Annotated in this window: 28 protein-coding genes, 1 tRNA gene, 1 pseudogene and 1 riboswitch; of the genes and pseudogenes, 19 read left to right on the top strand and 11 right to left on the bottom strand. The window is 64.0% G+C overall.

Annotated features, from left to right (window positions below; genetic code table 11):
- Positions 1-7: 7 nt before the first annotated feature.
- From recO to KQI12_RS01525, 7 genes are all read right to left on the bottom strand, one after another.
- The gene (gene recO / locus KQI12_RS01555) at positions 8-802 is read right to left on the bottom strand and encodes a DNA repair protein RecO (protein ID WP_216570130.1); all 795 of its coding nucleotides are present in this window, start codon (positions 800-802) and stop codon (positions 8-10) included.
- Positions 803-809: 7 nt separating this feature from the next.
- Positions 810-1,706, bottom strand: coding sequence for a GTPase Era (gene era / locus KQI12_RS01550; protein ID WP_216570128.1), 897 nt, complete (start codon positions 1,704-1,706; stop codon positions 810-812).
- Between the two features lie 299 nt (positions 1,707-2,005).
- Entirely contained in the window at positions 2,006-2,263 is a 258-nt protein-coding gene (locus KQI12_RS01545; RefSeq protein WP_216570126.1) for a helix-turn-helix domain-containing protein, read from the bottom strand.
- 89 nt (positions 2,264-2,352) lie between these two features.
- Entirely contained in the window at positions 2,353-2,856 is a 504-nt protein-coding gene (gene ybeY, locus KQI12_RS01540) for an rRNA maturation RNase YbeY (RefSeq protein ID WP_216570124.1), read from the bottom strand.
- 15 nt (positions 2,857-2,871) lie between these two features.
- Positions 2,872-3,849, bottom strand: a complete 978-nt coding sequence (locus KQI12_RS01535; RefSeq protein ID WP_216570122.1) for a PhoH family protein — start codon at positions 3,847-3,849, stop codon at positions 2,872-2,874.
- Complete coding sequence (locus KQI12_RS01530) at positions 3,846-5,075, bottom strand: sporulation protein YqfD (protein ID WP_216570121.1); 1,230 nt, start codon at positions 5,073-5,075, stop codon at positions 3,846-3,848. Before KQI12_RS01530 ends, KQI12_RS01535 begins: the two co-directional genes overlap by 4 nt.
- Before the next feature lie 18 nt (positions 5,076-5,093).
- Entirely contained in the window at positions 5,094-5,375 is a 282-nt protein-coding gene (locus KQI12_RS01525; protein ID WP_216570120.1) for a YabP/YqfC family sporulation protein, read from the bottom strand.
- Positions 5,376-5,548: 173 nt separating this feature from the next.
- Between KQI12_RS01525 and KQI12_RS01520 the strand changes: the two genes are divergently transcribed.
- Entirely contained in the window at positions 5,549-6,754 is a 1,206-nt protein-coding gene (locus KQI12_RS01520) for an FprA family A-type flavoprotein (protein ID WP_216570119.1), read from the top strand.
- 240 nt (positions 6,755-6,994) lie between these two features.
- On the opposite strand, the gene KQI12_RS01515 is transcribed toward KQI12_RS01520, so the two are convergent.
- Positions 6,995-7,082 (bottom strand) — tRNA-Leu (locus KQI12_RS01515).
- 216 nt (positions 7,083-7,298) lie between these two features.
- Here KQI12_RS01515 and KQI12_RS01510 point away from each other — a divergent pair.
- The 9 genes from KQI12_RS01510 (at position 7,299) to KQI12_RS01470 (ending at position 13,565) form a co-directional block, all read left to right on the top strand.
- The gene (locus tag KQI12_RS01510) at positions 7,299-7,670 is read left to right on the top strand and encodes a metalloregulator ArsR/SmtB family transcription factor (protein ID WP_216570118.1); all 372 of its coding nucleotides are present in this window, start codon (positions 7,299-7,301) and stop codon (positions 7,668-7,670) included.
- 58 nt (positions 7,671-7,728) lie between these two features.
- Entirely contained in the window at positions 7,729-7,947 is a 219-nt protein-coding gene (locus tag KQI12_RS01505) for a cation transporter (RefSeq protein WP_216570117.1), read from the top strand.
- 62 nt (positions 7,948-8,009) lie between these two features.
- Positions 8,010-9,863 carry a heavy metal translocating P-type ATPase gene (locus KQI12_RS01500; RefSeq protein WP_216570116.1) on the top strand — a complete coding sequence of 618 codons (1,854 nt, stop codon included), beginning with the start codon at positions 8,010-8,012 and terminating at the stop codon, positions 9,861-9,863.
- 133 nt (positions 9,864-9,996) lie between these two features.
- Complete coding sequence (locus KQI12_RS01495; protein WP_216570115.1) at positions 9,997-10,686, top strand: histidine phosphatase family protein; 690 nt, start codon at positions 9,997-9,999, stop codon at positions 10,684-10,686.
- Positions 10,683-11,219, top strand: a complete 537-nt coding sequence (locus KQI12_RS01490) for a bifunctional adenosylcobinamide kinase/adenosylcobinamide-phosphate guanylyltransferase (protein WP_216570114.1) — start codon at positions 10,683-10,685, stop codon at positions 11,217-11,219. Before KQI12_RS01495 ends, KQI12_RS01490 begins: the two co-directional genes overlap by 4 nt.
- Entirely contained in the window at positions 11,201-11,959 is a 759-nt protein-coding gene (locus KQI12_RS01485) for an adenosylcobinamide-GDP ribazoletransferase (RefSeq protein ID WP_216570113.1), read from the top strand. Before KQI12_RS01490 ends, KQI12_RS01485 begins: the two co-directional genes overlap by 19 nt.
- Positions 11,956-12,318, top strand: a complete 363-nt coding sequence (locus KQI12_RS01480; RefSeq protein WP_216570112.1) for a bifunctional adenosylcobinamide kinase/adenosylcobinamide-phosphate guanylyltransferase — start codon at positions 11,956-11,958, stop codon at positions 12,316-12,318. Before KQI12_RS01485 ends, KQI12_RS01480 begins: the two co-directional genes overlap by 4 nt.
- A gap of 1 nt (position 12,319) precedes the next feature.
- Complete coding sequence (locus KQI12_RS01475) at positions 12,320-12,898, top strand: histidine phosphatase family protein (protein WP_216570111.1); 579 nt, start codon at positions 12,320-12,322, stop codon at positions 12,896-12,898.
- Between the two features lie 52 nt (positions 12,899-12,950).
- Positions 12,951-13,565: an S-layer homology domain-containing protein gene (locus tag KQI12_RS01470; RefSeq protein WP_216570110.1), complete on the top strand. Its 615-nt coding sequence runs from the start codon at positions 12,951-12,953 to the stop codon at positions 13,563-13,565.
- 88 nt (positions 13,566-13,653) lie between these two features.
- On the opposite strand, the gene KQI12_RS01465 is transcribed toward KQI12_RS01470, so the two are convergent.
- The gene (locus KQI12_RS01465) at positions 13,654-14,178 is read right to left on the bottom strand and encodes a ferritin family protein (RefSeq protein ID WP_216570109.1); all 525 of its coding nucleotides are present in this window, start codon (positions 14,176-14,178) and stop codon (positions 13,654-13,656) included.
- Positions 14,179-14,375: 197 nt separating this feature from the next.
- Here KQI12_RS01465 and KQI12_RS01460 point away from each other — a divergent pair, with 197 nt between their 5' ends.
- Complete coding sequence (locus KQI12_RS01460; RefSeq protein ID WP_216570108.1) at positions 14,376-15,131, top strand: hemolysin III family protein; 756 nt, start codon at positions 14,376-14,378, stop codon at positions 15,129-15,131.
- Positions 15,132-15,192: 61 nt separating this feature from the next.
- On the opposite strand, the gene KQI12_RS01455 is transcribed toward KQI12_RS01460, so the two are convergent.
- The gene (locus tag KQI12_RS01455) at positions 15,193-15,858 is read right to left on the bottom strand and encodes a hypothetical protein (protein WP_216570107.1); all 666 of its coding nucleotides are present in this window, start codon (positions 15,856-15,858) and stop codon (positions 15,193-15,195) included.
- A gap of 16 nt (positions 15,859-15,874) precedes the next feature.
- Positions 15,875-17,182: a M18 family aminopeptidase gene (locus tag KQI12_RS01450; protein WP_216570106.1), complete on the bottom strand. Its 1,308-nt coding sequence runs from the start codon at positions 17,180-17,182 to the stop codon at positions 15,875-15,877.
- 145 nt (positions 17,183-17,327) lie between these two features.
- Positions 17,328-17,443, top strand: a riboswitch (FMN riboswitch).
- A gap of 179 nt (positions 17,444-17,622) precedes the next feature.
- Here KQI12_RS01450 and KQI12_RS01445 point away from each other — a divergent pair.
- From KQI12_RS01445 to KQI12_RS01410, 8 genes and pseudogenes are all read left to right on the top strand, one after another.
- Positions 17,623-18,279, top strand: a complete 657-nt coding sequence (locus tag KQI12_RS01445; protein ID WP_216570105.1) for a riboflavin synthase — start codon at positions 17,623-17,625, stop codon at positions 18,277-18,279.
- Positions 18,280-18,291: 12 nt separating this feature from the next.
- A pseudogene (gene ribB, locus KQI12_RS01440) lies at positions 18,292-18,906 on the top strand (3,4-dihydroxy-2-butanone-4-phosphate synthase); the annotation flags it as partial.
- Positions 18,907-18,967: 61 nt separating this feature from the next.
- Complete coding sequence (gene ribE / locus KQI12_RS01435; RefSeq protein WP_216570103.1) at positions 18,968-19,435, top strand: 6,7-dimethyl-8-ribityllumazine synthase; 468 nt, start codon at positions 18,968-18,970, stop codon at positions 19,433-19,435.
- 75 nt (positions 19,436-19,510) lie between these two features.
- Entirely contained in the window at positions 19,511-19,972 is a 462-nt protein-coding gene (locus KQI12_RS01430; RefSeq protein WP_216570102.1) for a low molecular weight protein-tyrosine-phosphatase, read from the top strand.
- Positions 19,973-20,186: 214 nt separating this feature from the next.
- Entirely contained in the window at positions 20,187-21,131 is a 945-nt protein-coding gene (locus tag KQI12_RS01425; RefSeq protein ID WP_216570101.1) for a lipoate--protein ligase, read from the top strand.
- A gap of 86 nt (positions 21,132-21,217) precedes the next feature.
- Complete coding sequence (locus KQI12_RS01420; protein ID WP_216570099.1) at positions 21,218-21,457, top strand: biotin/lipoyl-containing protein; 240 nt, start codon at positions 21,218-21,220, stop codon at positions 21,455-21,457.
- A 3-nt stretch (positions 21,458-21,460) separates the two neighbouring features.
- Positions 21,461-22,321: a lipoyl synthase gene (lipA, locus tag KQI12_RS01415; RefSeq protein ID WP_216570097.1), complete on the top strand. Its 861-nt coding sequence runs from the start codon at positions 21,461-21,463 to the stop codon at positions 22,319-22,321.
- Complete coding sequence (locus KQI12_RS01410) at positions 22,308-23,288, top strand: lipoate--protein ligase (RefSeq protein WP_216570096.1); 981 nt, start codon at positions 22,308-22,310, stop codon at positions 23,286-23,288. The genes lipA and KQI12_RS01410 overlap by 14 nt, the downstream gene beginning before the upstream one ends.
- Positions 23,289-23,351: the final 63 nt, after the last annotated feature.

Below are 23,351 nucleotides of genomic sequence, written 5' to 3'. Positions count from 1 at the left end.
CCTCCTGTTATGTCTCCCCCGCCGGGGCTGCCGGCGGGACCGCTCCGCCGTCCTCATGGACACGGAGCGTTTTATAGAATTCCAAGGTCCGGAAGCTCCGGTCCAATTGGGTCATCAGGAAGCGCTCGCAGGCACGGGCGAACCCCTTCTGTCCTCCCTCGTCCAGCGCGAAGGAGAAGAGACGCTTGGGGTCGCCGTACACCACACGGCGCATGGCGGTCAGCACGGCCGGACTCACCGGTACGGACGGGCCCTCGCCGCCGGAGCGGCACTTGGCGCAGGTCAGCATCCCCTCCGCGAGCTGGAGGCGGGCGTCCTCCGGCTCCACCGCGCCGCAGACGGCGCAGGCGTCCAGCAGGGGCTCGTAGCCGATCAGGCTCAGCAGCTTCAGCTCGAACACGGCCTTCACCAGCGGCAGGGGCCGGTCCAGCTTGTCCAGGGCGTAGAGGGAATTCAGGAGCAGGGACAGCACCGCCGGATCTGCCTGCCCCTCGCCCGAGACGGCCTCCGTCACCTCGGCGAAATAGGAGCCAAGGGCCACCTTCTCCACGTCGCTCCGGACCCCCCAGAACAGCTCCAGAGGCTCCGCGTCGTTCAGCGTATAGCGGTCCCGGTATTCGAACAGGGTCATGTCGGACCAGGCCAGGAGCTGGACGGAGGCGGCCAGGCGGCTGCCCTTCCGGCGGCACCCCTTGGCCCGCACGGTCAGCTTTCCCCCGTCCCTCGTCAGGACGGTGAGGATCTTGTCGGACTCCTTATAATCGACGCCCCGGAGGACGATGCCCTGAGTGGTCAGCAGCATGGACGGATCACTCGTCCTTGAAGCCGAAGTCGTGGATCAGGTTCATGTTGTCCCGCCAGTTCTCCTTCACCTTCACCCAGGTACGGAGGTAGACTTTCGCGCCCATGAAGCGCTCGATGTCCTGACGAGCCTGCGTGGAGATCTTCTTGAGCATGGCGCCGCCCTTGCCGATGATGATGCCCTTGTGGCTCTCCTTCTCGCAGTAGATGGTGGCGTCGATCTCGATCACGCCGTCCCGCTCCCGCTCGGCGAAGCGGACCAGCTCCACCGCGGTGCCGTGGGGGATCTCCTTGTCCAGGCAGAGGAGCAGCTTCTCCCGGATGATCTCGGCGCAGACCTGCCGTTCGGGCTGGTCGGTGACCATGCCCTCCGGGAACAGGCGGGGCCCCTCCGGCAGGAACTGGCTCAGCACGTCCAGCACCTCCTCCACGCCCTCTCCGGTCCTGGCGGAGATCGGCAGGATGGCGTTGAAGTCGTGGACCTGGGCATAGGCCTGCATGACCGCCAGGAGCTCCTCCTTCTCCACGGTGTCGATCTTGTTGATGATCAGCACCGAGGGGACGCCCAGGCTCTTGATGCGGCCGATCAGCTCCTCCTCCGGCCCGCCCACATGGGGGATGGGCTCCACGATGAGGCACACCGCGTCCACATCGGCCACGCTGTCCTTGACCACCTTGACCATGTAGTCGCCCAGCTTAGTGCGGGCCTTGTGGAGGCCGGGGGTGTCCATGAACACGAACTGGCAGTCCTTCCGGTCCACCACGGCGCAGATGCGGTTGCGGGTGGTCTGTGGCTTGTTGGTCACGATGGCGATCTTCTCGCCGACGAGCGCGTTGGTCAGGGTGGACTTGCCCACATTGGGCCGGCCCACGATACTGATCATTCCGGAACGTTTGATCTCCATAAGGTCATCCTCAACTTTCTTTCGACTGTTTTGATATACAGTATGGTACACGGTCTGAGCAGTTCTCCGTGTCTACGCATGAGTATAACACAACTTTTTCAGGCTGAAAACCCTTTTTTCTTTAAAAGATATGTCTATCTTTTAACAACCAAAGAGTTTATATTTTCCAGTTCCGGAACATGTCGCCTCATGCCCGCCTCCTTTCTGTCCGGCGCTGTGCCCCGGTGTGCCTCTGTCCGCGCAGACTGTCGTTCCAGTATAGCACGTTTTCGCCCCTTCGAGAACACTTTCTCCCCGTATCAGGCCGGATCGTCCGCGCGTTCCAGGAGCGCGTCCACCGTGGTCTGGAAATAGGCCGCGAACGCGGCCAGCTCGATGTCGGTCACGAACCGCTGACCGGACTCGATCCTCTGCACCGCGTTCTTGTCGATGTCCAACCCCAGGAGCTGGACCTGGTCCGCCAGCGCCCGCTGGGACAGGCCCCGTTCCTTCCGCCGGGCCGCGATCTGCGGCCCGCTGATGTTGTTCCTTCCATCCTTTGTCTTGTTGATGAACATGATGTCTCTCCCTATCCTTCCAGGTCCATCGACCGAAACGATCCCGCTCTCACGACGAACGTGAGAGCGGGATCGTTCTTTTTTCTCGGTCAGTTTTCCGTTTCCCGCCGGATCCCCAGCGCCCCGAGGATGGCCTCCTCCCGGGCGCGCATCTGGCGCTTCATGGGCCCCTCGTCCATATGGTCATAGCCCAGCAGGTGCAGGACCGAGTGGACCGCCAGATAGCACAGCTCCCGGCGCTCGCTGTGGCCGAACTCCGCCGCCTGCGTTCGGATATGGTCTACAGAGAGGACCATGTCCCCCAGCGGCAGCAACTCCGTGCCCGGGTCCAGCAGGTCCCCGTCCTCCACCGTGGGCGGTTCCCCCGGCGTGAACTCGAACATGGGGAAGGACAGCACATCGGTGGCCCGGTCCACCTCCCGCTGTTCCAGATTGATCTGGTGGATGCCCGGGTCATCGGTGAAAAGCACATCCACCTCGCAGGGCAGGCCCACGCCCTCCGCCTCCAGGGCGGCGGGGATCACCTGCCGCAGGGCGTCGGCGTACTCCTCCACGCCCTCCACCTCGGTCTCGATGATGATCTGATGCTCCATGGTCCCGCTCCTCTCTCAGTGCTTGTCCGCGCGCCGGGCCCGGCGCTCCTCGTCCCGCTCATAGGCCTTGATGATCCGCTGGACGATCACATGGCGGACCACATCGGCCTCACCCAGCTTACAGATGGCGATGTCCTCCACGTCCTTGAGCACCCGCATGGCCTCCTTCAGGCCGGAGACCTTGTCGGTGGGCAGGTCGATCTGGGTGATGTCGCCGGTGATCACGATCTTGGAGCCGAAGCCCAGACGGGTCAGGAACATCTTCATCTGCTCCCGGGAGGTGTTCTGGGCCTCGTCCAGGATGATGAAGGAGTCGTCCAGGGTCCGGCCGCGCATATAGGCCAGCGGGGCCACCTCGATGTTCCCCCGCTCCACATACTTCTGGTAGTTCTCCGGCCCCAGCATATCGAAGAGGGCGTCGTACAGGGGCCGCAGGTACGGGTCCACCTTGGACTGGAGGTCGCCGGGCAGGAAGCCCAGCCGTTCGCCGGCCTCTACCGCGGGCCGGGTCAGGATGATCCGGTTGACCTGCTTGTCCCGGAAGGCGGCCACGGCGGCGGCCACCGCCAGATAGGTCTTGCCGGTGCCGGCGGGGCCGATGCCCAGCGTGATGGTGTTTTTCTTGACCGCCTCCACATAGCGCTTCTGGCCCAGGGTCTTGGGCTTTATGGGCTTGCCCTTTGCGGTGACGCAGAGCACGTCCCGGGCCAGGTCCCCGATCTTGTCCTCGCTGCCCGCCCGCACCAGGTTGATGATGTAGCGGACGTTCTGCTCGTTGATGGCCTCTCCCTTGGCCGAGAGGGTCAGCAGGCCCTGGAGCGCCTTCGTGGCGTGCAGGACCGCCTCCCCCTCGCCGGAGATCTTGATCTGGGAGTCCCGGTTCAGGATGGTGACGCCCAGTTCCTGTTCGATCAGCTTCACGTTCTCGTCGAAGGAGCCGAAAATGTCGATGGCGTCCTCCATGCGTTCGATATTGATGGTCTGTTCTGTCATGAGTTCGTTCTGTCTCCTTCTTCCGGAGCCTCGAACGGGACGAACCGTCCGATCTCCTCCCTGCACTCCGCCTGGATGCCGACGGTGAGCACATCGTCAGTCACCGCAGAGGTATACGCGGTCTGGACGATGGAGCCCTCCTCCCCCAGTTGGGCCCGGAGGGCCGCCTCCAGCCGCTCCTCCAGCATCGCGAGGGCGGCGGACGGATCGATCCGGGCGGGCACCGTCCGATAGCTCCGGATCCGGATCCGGCTCAGGGTCACCGGCAGGCTCCACTCCCCCACCGGCGGCAGGCTCCATGTGTCTCCTATTTTATCATACCGTGGATAGGGAATCCAACTCTTTTCCAAAAGATCCATCCGCCGGCCCAGCACAGTCAAAGACCAGCGGGTGGTCTCCGCCCCGTCGTAAGATTTGACGGCGGCGGTGAGCGGGATCTCCGCCGTCAGCTCCCGCCAGGTGGATGCCCATACCCTCCCCCGGGCCCGGACCTGCCGCCAGCCCACGTCATGCTCGCTGTACTGGGGGCCCTCCAGCAGGACGTTCCCCCGGATCAGCACATCCCCTGCTGCCACCGGCTCCCCGACTGTCCGGTCGGTCTCCCCGGCCAGCACCTCCAGCCGTTCGATCACACCGGGGACCTCTGCCACGATGTCCCCATAGGGGGCCTCTTCCACCATCTCCGGCGGCTCGGCCCGCTCCCGGACCAGCACCTCCGCCCGGGCCCCATGGAGGTTGATGGACATCCAGCTCAGGCCCTCCAGCTCCATCAGAGCCCGCTGTTCCACCGCGTCCACGTCCAGAGGCGGCCCGAACGCCCCCGGACGCACCCCCAGGCGGCTCAGGACTGTGAGGATCTCGGCTGTGGACACCGTGTCGTTCCCCTCCACATCCACCACCAGCACGAAGGCCGTCATGAGCATCACCGCCAGCATCGACAGAGCCAGTCCCGCCAGCAGGGCATACCGCCGCCGGAACCGGCCCAGGAACACCGGCAGGCCGCTCTCCCCCAGCGTGGTGAGCGAACAGCCCGCCCGCTCGGCAGGGCCATCCAGCCGCCGCCTGGCCCGCCGGGGGACCGTGAGACGCACGGTCCCGCCGCCCCGCCATTCCACGCCCCAGAAGGGCACCCTCTGCCGGCCGCAGAGGTTCAGGAACCGCTCCGGGAAGGGTCCGGCGGCCTCTACCTCCACCGCGCCCCTGAACCAGCCCACTATCCGTCTCATCCGCCGCCCTCCTCTCGGTCACTCCAGCTCCAGCCCCCGGATGCGCCCGGTGATCAGCAGCTCCCCGGCGTTCATGGCCCGCAGCTCCAGCTCCTCGCCCCGCACCCGCAGGACCAGCCGTCCGCCGGAGATATGGATCTCCTCCGTTCCGTAGGCCAGGATGCCCCGGTGGTTCTCCATGCGCAGCTCCCGGTCTCCGATGAGCTCGATCCGGGGCAGGCCTGCCACCAGATCCCCCGGCAGGTCGAACACCTCCGCCGTCCGCTCCAGGATGCTCTCCCGCTTCCGCCGCTCTCCCATTGGGTGCCCCCCTCTCTCCCAGACCCTATGCGGCGGCGGCCGGAGGCTTGCCTGTCCCAGTCCATAAAACTCATCGTTCTACCGGTTTCCCCTTGAAACGGCGTATCGTTCGTTCTATAATGCGGTCAGAAACGATCCGATCCCGATCTCTCACACCAAAGGAGAACGCATCTATGTATTGTACCCGCAAGATCACCGACTCGGTCTACTGGGTGGGCGGCTCTGACCGCCGTCTGGCCCTGTTCGAGAACCTGTTCCCCATCCCCCGCGGGGTGGCCTATAACGCCTATCTGATCCTGGACGAAAAGACCGCCCTCATGGACACGGTAGACGCCTCCATCGGCGCGCAGTTCCTACAGAACGTGGCCCATGTGCTGGGCGGCCGTCCGCTGGACTATCTAATCATCGACCATATGGAGCCCGACCACTGCGCCAACATCGAGGCGCTGGTCCTCCGCTTCCCCCAGATGAAGCTGGTGGGCAACGCCAAGACCTTCACCTTCCTGAGCCAGTTCTACGGCCTGGATCTGGCGGACCGCGCCGTGGTCGTGAAGGAGGGGGACAGTCTCCCGCTGGGGTCCCACACGCTGACCTTTCACTTTGCCCCCATGGTCCACTGGCCCGAGGTCATGGTGACCTATGAGGCCTCCGAGAAGCTCCTCTTCTCCGCCGACGCCTTCGGCTCCTTCGGCGCGCTGGACGGCAATATCTTCAACGACGAGGTGGACTTTCCCAGCCAGTGGCTGGACGACGCCCGCCGCTACTACACCAACATCGTGGGCAAGTACGGCCCTCAGGTCCAGGCGGCCCTGAAGAAGCTGAGCGCTCTGGACATCCGGACCATCTGCCCCCTCCACGGTCCCATCTGGCGCACCGACCTTCCCTGGCTGTTGGAGAAGTACGACCGCTGGAGCCGCTATGAGCCCGAGGAGACCTCTGTGGCCATCCTGTACGGCTCCATGTACGGCGACACGGAGAACGCCGCCAACGTGCTGGCCTGCGCGCTGGCCGATGCCGGCGTGAAGGGCATCACGGTCCGGGATGTGTCCGTCACCCATGTGTCCCAGCTGATCGCCGACGCGTTCCGGTGCAGTCATCTGGTGCTGGCCGTCCCCACCTACAACAACGGGATCTATCCCGCCATGCTGGACTTCCTCCACGACATGAAGGCCCTGGGCCTCCGGGACCGGACCGTGGGCCTGATAGAGAACGGCACCTGGGGCCCCACCGCAGCCAAGCAGCTCCGGGCCCAGCTGGATGAGATGAAGGGCATGACCGTGCTGGAGCCCGTCGTCACCATCAAGTCCGCTCTGAACGAGGGCGCTCTGGAGCAGCTCCACCAGCTCAAGGATGCCATCTTGGCCTCCATGCACGGCTGATCCTCCCCCGATACGCAGCGAGCCCTCCCGCCAAGGACAGCGGGAGGGCTCATTTTTCATTTCGTCAGCAGGTCCAGATCACAAAACAGTTCATGGAGCCGCCAGGCATCGAAGAGCAGATGGTCCGTGATAGTGACGCCCCCTGGGACCGGGCCTCTATCATGTGGAGGAGCCGCTCCAGCCCCTCGATCATCGTGCTGAAGATACAAAAAGAGACATGCTCTCGCATGTCTCTTTTTGTGGTGCACGAGGCGGGACTTGAACCCGCACGTGCGTAATGCACACTAGAACCTGAATCTAGCGAGTCTGCCAATTCCACCACTCGTGCATTTCATTCAGCGCCGCGCACCGCTCAGCGCAAGATATATATTATCACCGCCAGCATCATCTGTCAACCTCTTTTTTCGATTTTCCCCATTCTTTTTTACGGTGTCCACCTCACCCAGCTTTTTTGCATTTTTCTCTTGACATCCCTGTACGTCCGCATATAATAACAAATGAACAATTGCTCATATGTTCGATCTTTCAGAAAGGAGGACCGCCTATGGCAGCCGACCATGACCGCGGCCGTGCTGAAGTTTGCGAATGTTCCACCGTCCACGAGGATATCGTGAGCAAGGTGAACGAGACCATGCCAGACGAGGACATCCTCTATGACCTGGCCGAGCTCTTCAAGATCTTCGGCGACTCCACCCGCATCAAGATCCTCTACGTGCTCTTCGAATCAGAGATGTGCGTGTGCGACATCGCCGATCTGCTTGGCATGACCCAATCCGCCATCTCGCACCAGCTCCGGGCTCTCAAGCAGAGCAAGCTGGTCAAGTACCGCCGTGAGGGCAAGACTGTGTTCTACTCCCTCTCCGACGGGCATGTACGTACCATTCTGGACCAGGGCATGGAACACGTGGCCGAATGATGGTCTGTCTCCCTGTCCCACACGATCACGACGATATGTTATGGAGGAGCGTCTCACTATGAAAAAGCATTTCAAGCTCATCGACCTGGACTGTGCCAACTGCGCCGCAAAGATGGAGGAGGCCATCAAGCGCATCGACGGCGTGAACGACGCCCGTGTCAGCTTCCTCTCCCAGAAACTCACCCTGGACGCCGATGACGCCCGATTCGACGCCATCCTCCAGGAGGCGGTCAAGATCTGCAAGCGGGTAGAGCCCGACTGTAAGATCGACATCTGATCCGCGTTCCTTCCCCCGGCCCGCAAAGACGGGAACATCTTTCCCGACAGGAGGTCTGTCTCATGACGAAAAAGCAAAAAAAGACGCTTTACCGCATCCTGACGGCGGCCGCTCTGCTGATCCTGGCCGCCCTGATGCCAGCCCAGGGGCCGGTCCGTCTGCTCCTTTTCCTGGTCCCCTACGCCGTCATCGGCTGGGACGTGCTGTGGAAGGCGGTGCGCAACATCGCCCATGGTCAGGTGTTCGATGAGAACTTCCTCATGGCTCTGGCCACGATCGGTGCGCTGGCCACCGGTGAGTACCCTGAATCCGTGTTCGTCATGCTCTTCTATCAGGTGGGCGAACTCTTCCAGTCCTGCGCCGTGGGCAAGTCCCGGCAGTCCATCGCCTCTCTCATGGACATCCGGCCGGACTACGCCAACCTCGAGAAGGACGGTGGATCGGATGAGGTGGACCCGGAGGATGTGGCCGTCGGCGATGTGATCGTGGTCAAACCCGGCGAGCGAGTCCCTCTGGACGGCGTGATCCTGGAGGGGTCCTCCACCCTGAACACCGCCGCCCTCACCGGCGAGTCTCTGCCCCGGGAGGTCTCTCCCGGCACCGACGTGATCAGCGGCTGTGTGAACCTGACCGGTCTGCTTCGGGTCCAAGTCACCAAGGCATTCGAGGAGTCCACTGTCTCCCGGATCCTGGAGCTGGTGGAGAACGCCTCCAGCCGTAAGGCCAAGGCGGAGGCCTTCGTCACCAAGTTCGCCCGGTACTACACTCCCGTGGTGGTGATCGCCGCCGCGGCCCTGGCGCTGATCCCGCCCCTCTTCCTCCATGGCGCGTGGGCCGACTGGGTGGGCCGCGCCTGCTCCTTCCTGGTCATCTCCTGCCCCTGCGCCCTGGTGATCTCGGTGCCCCTGGCCTTCTTCGGCGGCATCGGCGGCGCGTCCAAGGCCGGCGTGCTGGTGAAGGGCGGCAATTATATGGAGGTCCTGGCCCGAACTGAGATCGTGGTCTTCGACAAGACCGGCACTCTCACCCGAGGCGTGTTCAACGTCACCGCCATCCATCCGGACCAGTACAGTGAGGCCGATCTGCTGGAGCTGGCGGCGCTGGCCGAGTGCTGGTCCGACCACCCGATCTCCCGCTCGATCAAGGACGCCTACGGCAAGGACATCGACGCCAGTCGTGTCACCGATGTGGAGGAGCTCTCCGGCCGAGGCGTCCGGGCCAGGGTGGACGGCCGCCTCGTCTGCGCCGGCAACGGCAAGCTCATGGACGAGATCGGCGTGTCCTGGCATCCCTGCCATAAGGTCGGCACCACCGTCCATGTGGCGGTGGACGGCATCTACGCCGGCCATCTGGTGATCTCCGACGAGATCAAGCCCGATGCCGCTCCGGCCATCGCCGCCCTGAAGTCCATCGGCGTCCGCCGCGCCGTCATGCTCACCGGCGATGCGCAGGCCGTGGCTGAGGATGTGGCCGCCCAGTTGGGTCTGGACGAGGTCCACGCCCAGCTTCTCCCCTCTGATAAGGTGGACCAGGTGGAGCGGCTCCTGAAGGAGCGTTCCTCCAAGGGTGCGTTGGCCTTCGTGGGCGACGGCATCAACGACGCCCCCGTCCTCTCCCGGGCCGACATCGGCATCGCCATGGGAGCGCTGGGCTCCGACGCCGCCATCGAGGCCGCCGATGTGGTCCTCATGGACGACAAGCCCTCTAAGATCGCCGCGGCGGTGCGCATCGCCCGCAAGACTCTCTCCATCGTCCGGCAGAACATCATATTCGCTCTGGCAGTGAAGTTCCTGGTGCTGATCCTGGGCGCGCTGGGCCATGCCAATATGTGGGAGGCCGTGTTCGCCGACGTGGGCGTCGCGGTGCTCGCCATCCTCAACTCCATGCGTGCCCTCCACTCTGATAAGGACGCGTGATCCCCCGCAGAGCGGCATCCGTCATTCGACCGGATGCCGCTTTTTTTCGCTTCCCCGCAAGAGACGGTGGCGCTTGCCCGTCCGATATGGTAGAATCAAGGAGTACATTCGACTGACACAGAAGGTGACTGATTTGCAGCAGACCGTTATCCTCTATCTGGTCCGCCACGGGCAGACCATGCTCAATCTCCTGGACCGCTCTCAGGGCTGGGCCGACTCTCCCCTGACTCCCGCCGGAGAAGAGGCCGCCGCCCGGCTGGGCGAGGGCCTCCGCCGGGAGGGCGTCCGGTTCACCGCCGCCTGGTCCAGCGACAGCGGCCGGGCCCGGGAGACCGCCCGCATCCTGCTGGCGCACATGGGTCAGGGCGGCCTGCCCTGTACCGCCGACAAGCGTTTTCGGGAATGGTGCCTCGGGGACCTGGAGGGACGGCCTAATCTGGAGTTCCTCACCTCCCTCCGGGGCTATGACGGCCAGCCGATCCCTCTGGAAAATCTGAACCACCGGCTCCCGGAGGCGGTGGACTGCGTCCACAAGGACCACGACTCCACCGGCATGAGCCAGTCCTTCTCCGAGCTCTCCGCCCGGCTCCTGGACGGGCTCCGCACCGCCGCGGAGGCCGTGGCCGTCCAGGGCGGCGGAGCTGGACTCATCGTCTCCCACGCCCTGTCCATCAAGACGCTGGTCCATCTGCTGGTCCCGGAGCGGATGGACCAGGCGGGCTATCTCCGCAACGCCAGCGTCTGCCGCTTCGCCTATGAGGATGGGGGCTTCCGGGCGCTGGAGCTGAACGACGTCCACTATCTGGAGGATGGCCAGCCATGACGGCTCTGGTCACCGGCGGGAGCGGCAGCGGGAAATCCGCCTGGGCGGAGGACCTGCTCCGCGCCCTCTGTCCCGGCCCCAAATACTATCTGGCCGCCATGCCCGCTCAGGGGCCGGAGGCTCAGGCCAGGATCGCCCGCCACCGGCGGATGCGCTCCGGGAAGGGCTTCCGGACACTGGAGTGCGCCGACGGCCTGACCGGCCTCTCCATCCCGGAGGGGGCCTCGGTCCTGCTGGAGGACCTGTCCAATCTGGCGGCAGATCTGATGTTCGCCGCCGATCCCCCTGCTGACTGCGCCCATGCACTCTGGGACCAGCTCTCCGGTCTGCTGGACCGCTGTACCAACGTGGTGGTGGTCAGCAACGAGATCTTCTCCGACGGCATCGGGTACGGCCCTGAGATGGAGGCCTATCTGGCCCTGCTGGGGGGGCTGAACGTCCGTCTGGCCCGGCGGGCCGATCTGGCGGTGGAGGTGGTCTGCGGCCTGCCGCTGGTCCTGAAAGGAGATGTCCCATGTTCCATGCCCTCGTGATCGCGTTCTCCACCTATTCCCGCCTGCCCATGCCCCAGGTGGAGTGGAGCCGGGAGAATATGCGCTATGCCATCTGCTTCTTCCCGCTGATCGGCGGGGCGGTGGGACTGATCAGTCTGGCCTGGGGCTGGCTGTGCGGCCTGCTGGAGCTCTCCCCTCTCCTGCGGGGCGCGGGACTGACCGTCCTCCCTCTGCTCATCACCGGTGGGATCCATATGGACGGCTTCTGCGACACAGTGGACGCGCTCTCCTCTCACCAGAGCCGGGAGCGGAAGCTGGAGATCCTGAAGGACCCTCACGCTGGCGCTTTCGCGATCGTGTCCTGCGGGGCATGGCTGGTCCTCTATCTGGGGGCGGCCAGTCAGCTCTCCTCTCTGCGGAGCCTTGGAGTGACGGGGCTGGGCTTCGTCCTCTCCCGGGCCCTGAGCGGTCTGGCCCTGGCCAACTGGAAGGGGGCCCGCCCCTCCGGGATGCTCCAGGCCTTCGCCGACGCCTCCCATCGGGCGGTGGTCACGGGGACCATGGTCCTCTTCGCTCTGCTGGCGGCGGCGGGGATGCTGTGGCTCTCCCCCGTGTCCGGAGGCGCGGCCCTGCTGGCGGCGGCCCTGTGCTGGGGCTGGTACCGCCATGTGTCCTATCGCCAGTTCGGCGGCATCACCGGGGACCTGGCCGGGTGGTCCCTCCAACTCTGTGAGCTGGCCATCGCCCTGGCGGCGGCCCTGACCTGGAGGTATGTATGAAGCTGTATATCGGCGGCGCCCATCAGGGCAAGGCCGCTTATGTGACCGCCCAGACCGGCCTTTCCCCCGTCCCATGTGGACCGGAGGAGGCCCTCTCCGCCCCAGCAGTAGACCGGTTCCATCGGATCTGCCGGACCGTATTGGAGCAGGGCGGCGACCTGACCGCGTATATCGACCGCTTTCTGGCCGGGAACCCCGGCGCGGTGGTGGTCAGCGACGAGATCGGTCTCGGCGTGGTCCCCCTGGACCCCTTCGAGCGCCGCTGGCGGGAGGAGACCGGACGGGCCCTCTGCCGTCTGGCGGCGGCCTCAGAACGGGTGGAGCGGATCTCCTGCGGACTTGGACTGAGGTTGAAGTGATATGAGAGAATTTTTGTTCCTCCGCCACGGCAAGACCGCTGGCAATCTGATCTCCAATTATGTGGGGGGCCGCACCGACGAGCCCCTTTGCGCCGAGGGCATCATGGACCTGCGGCGGAGCATCGACCAGCGGCCGGAGCTCTTCTGGGCAGACCGCCTCTTCGTCAGCCCCATGCTCCGCTGCCGGGAGACGGCGGCCCTCTGCTTCCCCGCCTTGGATCCGGTGCCGGTGGAGGACTTCCGGGAGTGTGATTTCGGCGCCTTCGAGGGCCGGAACTTCCACGACCTGGAACACGACCCTCGCTATCGGACCTGGGTAGAGGGCAGCTGCGCCGGACCGATCCCGGAAGGGGAGCATCCAGAGGCCTTCATGGCCCGGTGCCGGGCGGCCTTTGCCCCTCTGTTGACCGACGGGGCCTCCGGCCGCACCGCGCTGGTGGTCCACGGCGGCACGATCATGGCGGTCCTGTCCGGCTTCGCCGAACCGGAGCGGTCCTACTTCGAGTATCATGTCTCAAATGGCGGCGGCTACCTCTGTGTGGAAGAGCATGGCCGCCTGCGGGTCCTGGAGGAGTTTTGACTCCACACCGCCAACCGTTCTCCACGCTCCAGATGAATGAGGAGGGATCTTGATGAAGCGTTTCCGAATGGTCCTCAGCGCCGGTCTGGCGTCTGCCCTGGTCCTGGGCGCGGCTCTGGCGGCCCGGGCCGCCAGCTATGACACGTTCCCGGACAAAGACGAGATCGTCCACAAGGAGGCCGTCTCCATGGTCAGCGAGCTCGGCATCATCGCCGGCCTCTCCGACGGCCGCTATGCCCCCAAGCAGAAGATCGACCGGGCCTCCTTCGCCCGCCTGATCTGCGTCACCATGAACGGCAGCCGGATATCGGATCTGGATGACCTCAAGACCGATCTCACCGACACTCAGGGCCATTGGGCCGAGAAGTACATCGCCTACTGCGTCCGGCAGGGCATCATCACCGGCCGGGGCGACGGCACCTTCGCCCCGGCCGCCAACGTGACTGGCTCCGAGGCCGCCAAGATGCTCCTGGTGGCACTGGGCTATGACCCCCAGTACGAGGGCATCGGCGGCACCGGCTGGCGGGCCGCCGCCGACAAGCTGGCCAGCCGGGTCGGCCTCTACGACGGTCTCCAGGGACTGGACACCTCCGCCCCCCTGACCCGAGACGATGCCGCCCAGATGATCTGCAATGCCCTGAACGCCCATATGGCAGTCTATGAGTAAACGGTGCCGCACTGATCTGAAATGGACGGTCCCTTCGGCCTTCGATGGCCGCGGGGACCGTCCATCCTCGTTTTGAAACGAACTCGTTCTACCGCCCCGTATGCATCCGCCACAGCCGCTGGAACTGCTCCAGATGACAGGTCTCGTCCTCGATGACCCGGCGCAGGACCGCCCGGACGTACTCATCTCCGATCCAGCGGGCCTGGCTCTCATATTTCTGGATGGCGGCCTGCTCGCTCCGGATGGCGTTCTGTAATAGCGGGCCGATCATCCGGTCATACTGGAGATATTCCGGCGTCCACCAGAGCCGCCGCCCCCGCTGGATGCTCCACAGCCGGGGCTCCTCTCCCAGCAGGAGGGCCAGACGGCTGAACACCTCCAGATGGCGCATCTCCGTTTGGGCCGTCTCGTGGAAGAGCTGTCCCAGCTCCTCCCGGCCGGACAGGACTAGCCCGTCGTAGAGATAGAGGCCCACAGCCGACATCTCCGAGCCCATCCCACCCACGTTGCTCAGGATCGCCCGGGCATACCGCAGATCCCGCCTTTGGACCCGGATCTCCGGCCAGGGCGACTCCGCCCGGACGCCGCCGCCGCACCGCACCATCTCCTCCATCCGACCGCCTCCCCGCGCCTGGCTGTTCTGCTCCACTCTACGCTGGACTTCGCTCCATCAGAACTCCAATTTTTGTAATATGATATTCATAATTAGTTCATGTGTCTCTGTTGACTATTTCACGGTGTATGTGCTATACTGGACCCAGACAGGGATGGTCCCTGTCCCAATGTCTCTGAAAAGGTCAGGTGACTTTCATGGCACAAGAACACATCCTGCCTGGGGACTCCTCCAAGCTCTACTATCGGCCTCAAAAGCCCGCCCGCCGGAAGTTGGCCACCGAGAAAGGCCGGGACCCCTACGACGGCCTCCGCCCCTGGTCCGCCATCACTCACGGCATCGGCGCGGTGCTGGGCGTCATCGGCACGGTGCTCCTGCTGGTCCGCTGTCACGCGCTGAGGGTGGACCTGTGGCATACGGTGTCCTTCCTGATCTACGGCCTGTCCATGATTGGACTCTACACCGCCAGCACGCTCTACCACTGCGTCGATACCTCCGTGAAGGGCCGGGTGGCCCTGCGGAAGTATGACCATGCCTCCATCTACCTGCTGATCGCCGGGTCCTACACCCCCATCTGCCTGATCGCGCTCCGCTCCTGCGGCGGCTGGGGCTGGGGGCTGTTCGGGGCGATCTGGGTCCTGGCCATCGCCGGGCTCTTCCTGGCGCTGTTCTGGATCGACGCCCCCCGCTGGGTCACGGCCGGCCTCTGCCTCTTCATGGGGTGGATGGCTCTGATCGCGCTGGTGCCTCTGGTGCGGATCCTCCCCGCCGCCGGGTTCTCCTGGCTCCTGCTGGGCGGCATTCTCTACTCGGTGGGCGGCGTGCTGTACGCCGTCAAATGGCCTCTGCGGGACGCCCCCCGCTTCGGCTGTCACGAGATCTTCCACGTGTTCATCCTGCTGGGCTCCATCTGCCACTTCTTCCTCATGTATCAGGTGGTCGCCCTCATGTGATATCCCCCAAAAACACCGCAAGCGGGCGGACCTTACAAAAAGGTCCGCCCGCTCGTTTCATTCATTTCTTATCGAGGCGTTCCCCGATCTCGGTCAAAGCCCGCTGGACGCGGGGCTCCGGCCAAGCCGCCTGAGCCGCCCGGATCTGTTCCTCCGCCCGCGGACGGTCTCCCTCCTGGAGCGCAGCCAGGATATCCGCCACCGCGATGGTCCCGCCGTAGGGCGCTCTGCCCCGGCCCTCCGCCAACAGGGCTCCGCTGTCCCGGTAGACCGCCATCGCCTCCTCCGGCCGCTCCGCCTCGAAATAGGCCAGACAGAGGTCCAGACGGCGGCACAACTCCACCGTCCGGCTCCGGGATACAGGCAGTCCCTCCAGGAGTTGGATCGCCCGGTCCAGCTCCTTGGCCTCCAGATATCCGGCGGCCAGATCCAGCTGGAGGACGCTCCGCAGCGCCCGTCCTCTGGCCGTCTCCAGCAGGGCCCGGACCCCGGTCAGATAGCCCTCCGTGTCCCCCTGATCCAGCAGAGGCACCAGCTTTTGGAGCCGCCGCTGATAGGATATCTGGTAGAGGACGTTGAACAGGACCGTCCCGACCAGCACCACCGCTGCCAGGACCAGATAGCCCCGCAGGAAGATCCCCTCCTCGATCTGGAACAGGCCCCGGATCAAAAGCAGGAGGAGCCCAAGAGCGATCCCGACGGCGATGATCTTCGCGACGCGCTTCATGTCCGTCCCTCCTTCCTCAGATCCGGTACTGTCCGTCGTCTACGCACTGAAAAGGCGTCTCACAGAAGGCCCGGACCGCCCGGATCATATGGCCGATGTCGGCGGTCCCGGCGGTCTCCACAGCGGAGTGCATGGCCAGCTGGGCCAGTCCGATGTCCAGCATGGGGCTGGACAGGCTGTGTCCCTGGAGGTTCCCCAGCGTGGAACCGCCTGGCATATCCGCCCGGTTGGCAAAGCGCTGGATCGGCACTCCCGCCCGGCGGCAGATCTCCCCGAAGAGGGCGGCGCTCACCGCGTCGGTGGTGTACTTCTGGCTGGCGTTGATCTTTACCACCACGCCTCCGTTGAGCTTGGGCCCGTTCTGGGGGTCCGACTTCTCCGGGTGGTCCGGGTGGACAGCGTGTCCGTTGTCCGCAGACAGGACCAGTCCGTTGGCGGCGCACCGCCGCAGGTCCTCCCGCCCCTGGCCCAAGGCGTGGAGGAGCCGCTCCAGCGTGTCCATCAGGAAGGTCCCCTCGGCACCCTGCCGGGAGGAGGATCCCACCTCCTCATTGTCCAGCATCCCCCAGAGGACCAGCGTCCCGTCAGGCGTCGATCCCGCCTGTAAGAAGCCCTCCAGCGTGGTCCCGGCGCACTCCAGATCGTCGATCCGGGGGCTCAGGAAGAACTCCCCCTCGGGACCGATCAGAGCGGCCTTCTGGCGGGTCACCAGCTCCAGATCCCAGGTCATCAGATCCTCCCGGGCCACGCCCAGCTCCGCCGCGATCAAGTCCTCCAAAGGCGGACATCCGATCTGCCCCCACAGGGGTTGGAGGTCGGTCTGAGGATCCCAGCGGCGGCCTTCATTGACGCCCCGGTCGAAGTGGATCGCCACACTGGGGATCACCAGCAGATCCCGGTCCAGATGGACCGTCCGGCTGGAGAGGCCCTCCTTCGTGCGGACTACCGCCCGGCCCGCCACGCCCAGAGGCCGGTCCAGCCAGGTGCCCATGAGCATCCCGCCATAGCCCTCAGTCTCCAGCTTCACGCAGCCGGACGGGGCCTGCTCTACCCCGCTGTTCTTGATGCGCCAGGTGGGGGCATCGCTGTGGGACAGGGCGATTCGCCAGCCCTCCACGGCCCCCTCCGGCACCCGGAAGGCGGCCACAGCCGAGCCGTTCCGAGTCACATAGTACCGGCCTCCCGGAGCTATCCGCCAGCGGTCCGTCTCCTCCAGACGGACATATCCGGCCGCCTCCAGACGGCGGACGGACTCCGCCGCCGCGTGCCACGGGCTGACGCCCGCGTCCAAAAAGTCGAAGATCGACTGGGTCTGCTGATCCATCACACTCATCCCTTCCGGCGGGGCGGGCCCGCCTCTGTTTCCTTCCTCCCCATTGTACACGCATCCACCATCTCTGGCAACTCCCGGAAAAATTCCTGCTTGACAGCTGAAAAAAGCGGGTGTATACTCTGCCCCGTTAGATCTGATCGATCTTCAGGGCAGGGTGTGAGTCCCTACCGGCGGTTATAGCCCGCGAGCCGAAAGGCATGATCCGGTGTGATCCCGGAGCCGACAGTATAGTCTGGATGGAAGAAGATCATGTGTATCGGGATATCCCTCCCTTCGCATGAGCATGAGGCCCTGGAGCGTCTGGCGATGCCGGACGGTTCCAGGGCTTTTTTCGTCTCATGGCCGGGGGCGTGTTCCCGTCCATGACGCCGCCTTGGAGCATCTTGTTCCAGAGGCGGTATTTTTTGACTCTTTTTCAGGAGGGCGATCGTATGTTTACCGGCATCATCGAGGAGGTGGGCACCGTCACCGCCGTCCGGCGGGGGGCCCGCTCTGCCGTGCTGACCATCCGGGCCGAGATCGTTTTGGACGATCTGGCCATCGGGGACAGTGTGGCGGTGGACGGCGTCTGTCTGACGGTGACGAGCCTGACGGTGGACGGCTTCACGGCGGACGTGATGCACGAGACTCTGGACCGCTCCGCGCTGGCGGGGCTCAAGCCCGGCCGCCGGGTGGATCTGGAGCGGGCCATGCGGGCGGGCGGCCGCTTCGGCGGCCATATCGTCTCCGGCCATGTGGACGGTGTGGGCCGGATCGTCCACATCCAGCGGGATGACAACGCGGTGTGGTACACCATCGAGGCCGCCCCCTCCATCCTGCGCTATGTGGTCGAGAAAGGCTCCATCGCGGTGGACGGCATCAGCCTGACGGTGGCCAGGGTCTCCGACCGGAGCTTCTCCGTCTCGGCAATCCCCCACACCGTGTCGGCCACCACCCTCCGGGAACGGCGGATCGGCGACCGGGTGGACCTGGAGAACGACGTGATCGGCAAGTATGTGGAACGGCTCCTCACGCTTCCGGCGGCAGAGGAGCCTTCCGCAGGGAACAGCGGCATCGACCGGGACTTCCTGGCCCGGTACGGCTTTTAGGAGGAACGAACAATGGCACAGTTCAGCACGATCGAAACAGCACTAGAGGACCTGCGGCGCGGGAAGCTGATCCTGGTCACCGACGACCCGGACCGGGAGAACGAGGGAGACCTGATCTGCGCGGCCCGCCACGCCACCACTGAGAACGTGAACTTCATGGCCGTCCACGGCAAAGGGCTCATCTGTATGCCCATGTCGGAGGCGCTTTGCCGCCGGCTGGAGCTGCCCCAGATGGTGGCCCACAACACCGACAACCACGCCACCGCCTTCACCGTGTCCATCGACCATGTGAGCACCACCACCGGCATCTCCGCCGTGGAGCGCTCCGTCACCGCCCGGGCCTGTGTGGACCCGGCGGCCCGGCCGTCGGACTTCCGCCGTCCCGGTCATATGTTCCCCCTGATGGCCAAGCCCGGCGGAGTGCTGGAGCGCAATGGCCACACCGAAGCCACCGTGGACCTGTGCCGGCTGGCCGGGCTGGAGCCCTGCGGTCTGTGCTGTGAGGTCATGGCGGAGGACGGGACCATGATGCGCACCCCCCAGCTCATGGAGCTGGCCGGCCGCTGGGGGCTGACCTTCATCACCATCCGGGACCTTCAGGACTGGCGGCGCTCCCACGGCGATCTCTGATCCATCTGCTCTCAACGATCCACCATCCACTCTCGACTCGATCAAGGAGGACATCATCATGAAAACTCTGGAAGGCAAGCTGACCGCATCCGACATCCGCGTGGGCATCGTCGTGCCCCGCTTCAACGAGTTCATCACCTCTAAGCTCCTGGGCGGCGCCATGGACGGGCTCCTCCGCCACGGCGTCTCCGAGGATGCCATCACCACCGCCTGGGTCCCCGGCGCCTTCGAAATCCCGCTCATCGCCTCCAAGATGGCCCACAGCGGCAAGTATGACGCGGTAATCTGTCTGGGCGCGGTGATCCGGGGCAGCACCAGCCACTACGACTACGTGTGCAATGAGGTCTCCAAGGGCATCGCCTCCGTCTCGCTGGACAGCGGCATCCCCGTGCTCTTCGGCGTGCTCACCACCGAGAACATCGAGCAGGCCATCGAGCGGGCCGGCTCCAAGGCGGGCAACAAGGGCTATGACTGCGCGCTGGGCGCGCTGGAGATGGTCTCCCTCATCCGCTCCATGGAGGACTGAGGCCTCTTCCCAGCTGTGTCCCGTCCCTCCGGCATGCTCATACCATCCAATCTTCCATGAAAGGTGTCCTGTCACATGACTAAGATCCTATTCGTCTGTTACGGCAATATCTGCCGCTCCCCCATGGCGGAGTTCGTCATGAAGGACCTGGTAGACCGGGCTGGCCTGTCCCGGCAGTTCCAGATCGCATCCGCCGCCGTCAGCGACGAGGAGCATGGGAACCCGGTCTATCCTCCCGCCCGGGCCAAGCTGGCCGAGCACGGCATCGGCTGTGCCGGAAAGACCGCCCGTCAGCTCCGCCGGGGCGACTACGCCAAGTACGACTATCTGCTGGCGGCGGAGCGGAGCAACCTGCCCGGGATGCTCCAGATCCTGGGCGGCGACCCGGAGGGCAAGGTCCGGCGTCTGCTGGACTTCTCCACCGCTCCCCGGGACATCGCCGACCCCTGGTTCACCCGGGACTTCGACCGGACCTGGATCGATGTGCTGGAGGGCTGTCAGTCCCTGCTGGCCCACATCCAGTCCGCCGAGGCTTGACCTCTCTCCGATGGACAGCCAGCCGAAGCCTGTTATGGCACGGCTGGCTGTCCTATGCTTTGTGCCGCTGTTTGGAAGGTCCTCCACTATTTTCTCCCGACCGGCATACCATTATTGACATCAGGCCCGGAGCGTATATAATAAACCACAGAGTGTGATCTCGAGCAGATCCATTATGATCTGCGCTCCACAGGAAAGGCAGGTGCCGGCCGCCATGCTCACGATACAGAACGTTTCCCACGACCCATTCTACAACCAAGCGTTTGAGGAATTCGTTTTTCAGACCTTTACCGATGACGATGTGTTCCTCCTTTGGCAGAACTCCCCCGCTGTCATCGTGGGAAGCTATCAGAACATCTGTCATGAGGTCCAGATAGGGGCCTTGCGGCGGAAAGGCATCCCTGTCGTACGCCGGATCTCCGGCGGCGGAACGGTCTACCACGATCTGGGCAATGTGAATTATACCTATATCACGCAGACGAACGGTGCCGTGGACTATGACGCCGCACTTGGCCCGGTGATCGCCGCGCTGAACGCCATCGGTGTCCCTGCCCGGAAAGATCGCGTCTGCGATATCGCCATCGGCGACCAGAAGATCTCCGGCAGTGCCCAGCGGATGGTGGGTGGCCGGCTCCTGCATCACGGGACTCTGCTCTTCTCCTCCGATCTGACGGCTCTGGAACGCATCACCCATCAGAAGAACGACTGCGTCCAGAGCAAGGGCACCCAGTCCGCCATCTGCACCGTCACCAACATCCGGGACCACCTGACCGTCCCCATGACCATCGAAGCATTCCAAGCCAACCTGCTGGACCAGATGGTCCCTCCCGACCAGCCCCGGATGACGCTGACCCCGGAACAGGAGTCTGAGGTCTGCCGTCTGCGTGACGAAAAATACCGCAGCTGGGATTGGACCTGGGGAAAGACTCCGGCCTTCACCTATGATCGCTCCGGCATCTTCGCCGGTGTCCCGATCCATGTGACCTATCGCGCCAAACATGGCATCATTTCCGATGCGGTCCTCGACTGCGCGGTCCTCGACGGCTCTTTGGCCGCCCGTTCTCTGAACGGCGCGCGTCTCGATCCCGATGTGTTCGCCGCCATCTGCCGCCGTCTGGCCGGCGGAGCGGCAGACGAGCTGTTAGATCTGCTCCTGTGATCTCCATAGCCGGTCCCGCCAGCCATGGCGATCGAAACAACACTAACTGCATTTGCCGGCCTCCGGCAGGAAGGGAAGGAACGAAGATGGAGAAAAAGATCGAAATGCCCAAGCTGCGCCCCGAGATGGAAAGCGGCGTCCTGTGTGCCTGGCTGAAGGAAGAGGGCGACACCGTCTCTGCCGGCGAGCCGCTGTTCGAGATCGAGACGGATAAGGTCGTCAACCAGATCGAAGCCACGGCATCCGGTGTGCTGAAAAAACAGCTCGCCGAAGAGGGCGACACTGTAAAGGTAGACACTGCCGTGGCAGTCATGGAAACGGAGTGAGCCATGGAAAAGAAACCGGAATGGCTGAAGGTCCGCTATAACCAGGAGGCCGTCAATGAAGTGGCCGAACTGATGCGGGACCTGAAGCTGAATACCGTCTGCAAGGAGGCCAACTGTCCCAATCTGGGCGAGTGCTATCAGAAGCATACCTCTACCTTCATGATCCTGGGCAGCATCTGTACCAGGAACTGCCGGTTCTGCAACGTCACTACCGGCCGGCCTCTGCCCCCAGATCCAAACGAGCCCATGAACGTCGCGAAAGCCGCCCAAAAACTGGGTCTGCGGCACGTGGTCCTCACCTGTTCCACCCGGGACGATCTGCCAGACGGCGGCGCAGAGCAGTTTGCCAAATGCGTCCGCGCCATCCGGAAAGTCTGTCCCGGCACCACGGTAGAGACGCTGATCTCCGATATGAAGGGCGATCACGCCGCGCTGGACACGGTCATCGCCGCCCATCCAGAGGTATTGAACCACAATGTGGAAACGGTGAAGGAGCTCCAGGAGGCCGTAAGGCCCCAGGCCCGCTACGAGCGCTCTCTGTCCGTCCTGCGCTATTGCAAGGAACAGGACCCTTCTCTGCTGACCAAGACCGGCTTCATGGTCGGCCTGGGAGAGACCGAGGACCAGATCAGCCGTCTGATGGACGACATCCTGGAGACGGGCTGTGATATCCTCACCATCGGTCAGTATCTCCAGCCCTCTCCCCAGCATCATCCCCTGGCCCGGTATGCCACGCCGGAAGATTTCGTGCGCTGGAAGGAGCTGGCACTTTCCAAGGGTTTCCGCCATGTAGCCTCCGCTCCGCTCGCCCGCAGCTCCTACAAAGCATGGGAAGCTCTGGAGGATGTGCATGATCTATATTGAGACCGGCTCCACTGATGTTTATCATAACTTCGCGCTGGAATATTACTTCACAGTGGAAAAACGTCTTCCAGACACGGTGTTCCTTTTTTGGCGCACGACCCCTACACTGATGATAGGCAAATATCAAAATGTACTGGAGGAGATCGACAAGCCCTATGCCGATGCCCATGGCATCCATCTAGTCCGCCGCATGAGCGGCGGCGGCACGATCTATACCGATCTCGGAGGCTGGCAGTTCACTTTCATCCAGCACAAGGAGGCCGGCGAGATCGAATTCAGCCAGTACATCGCTCCCGTCATCGACGCACTGCGGGAGATGGGCGTCGATGCCTCATTCAACGGCCGCAACGATCTGACCATCGATGGGAAAAAATTCTCCGGCAATGCCCAATATCGTTTGGGGGACTGTATCGTACACCATGGTTCCCTGCTCTTCGACACCGACATCGAGCAGATGGCGGCCTCCACCACGGTAGACCGCTATAAGATCGTCTCCAAAAGCATCAAATCGGTCCGGGACCGGGTCACCAATATCTCTGAGCACCTCCCCACCCCCATGGATGACGAGGCGTTCAAAGATGCCATGGTCCGCCACATCATGGCCGGAAGCTCCGACGTCTACCAGGTGACGCCGGAGGATGAGGCCCGTATCCAAACGATCGCGCGGGAGCGGTTCCAGAGCTGGGACCAGATCTTTGGCAAAGATCCTAAGTTCACCATCGACCGGACGAGCCGCTTCGCGGGCGGCAAGATCCAATTCAAGCTGGATATCCAAAAAGGTGTGATCCGGGAAGCCGCTGTGTATGGAGATTTCTTTTCCACTGTGGACGCGGACACCATCTGCGCCGCGCTGATCGGATGTCCCTATGAGCGCAGTTCCGTGCTGACCTCTCTCCGCGCCAATGGCATCGATGGCGCGGTCTACCGTATCTCCGCGGAGGAGATGGCCGCCGCCGTCGTCGATTGAGATGTCCGATCCTAGCTCGGGCGAAATGGAAGTGTCCCCCGTCTGCTCGCACGAACAGACGGG

The organism is Pseudoflavonifractor sp. MSJ-37, from assembly GCF_018917965.1.
Classification (GTDB): Bacteria; Bacillota; Clostridia; order Oscillospirales; family Oscillospiraceae; genus Pseudoflavonifractor_A.
Note: the sequence above shows the minus strand (reverse complement) of the source record. Positions and strands in the feature narration are given on the sequence as shown.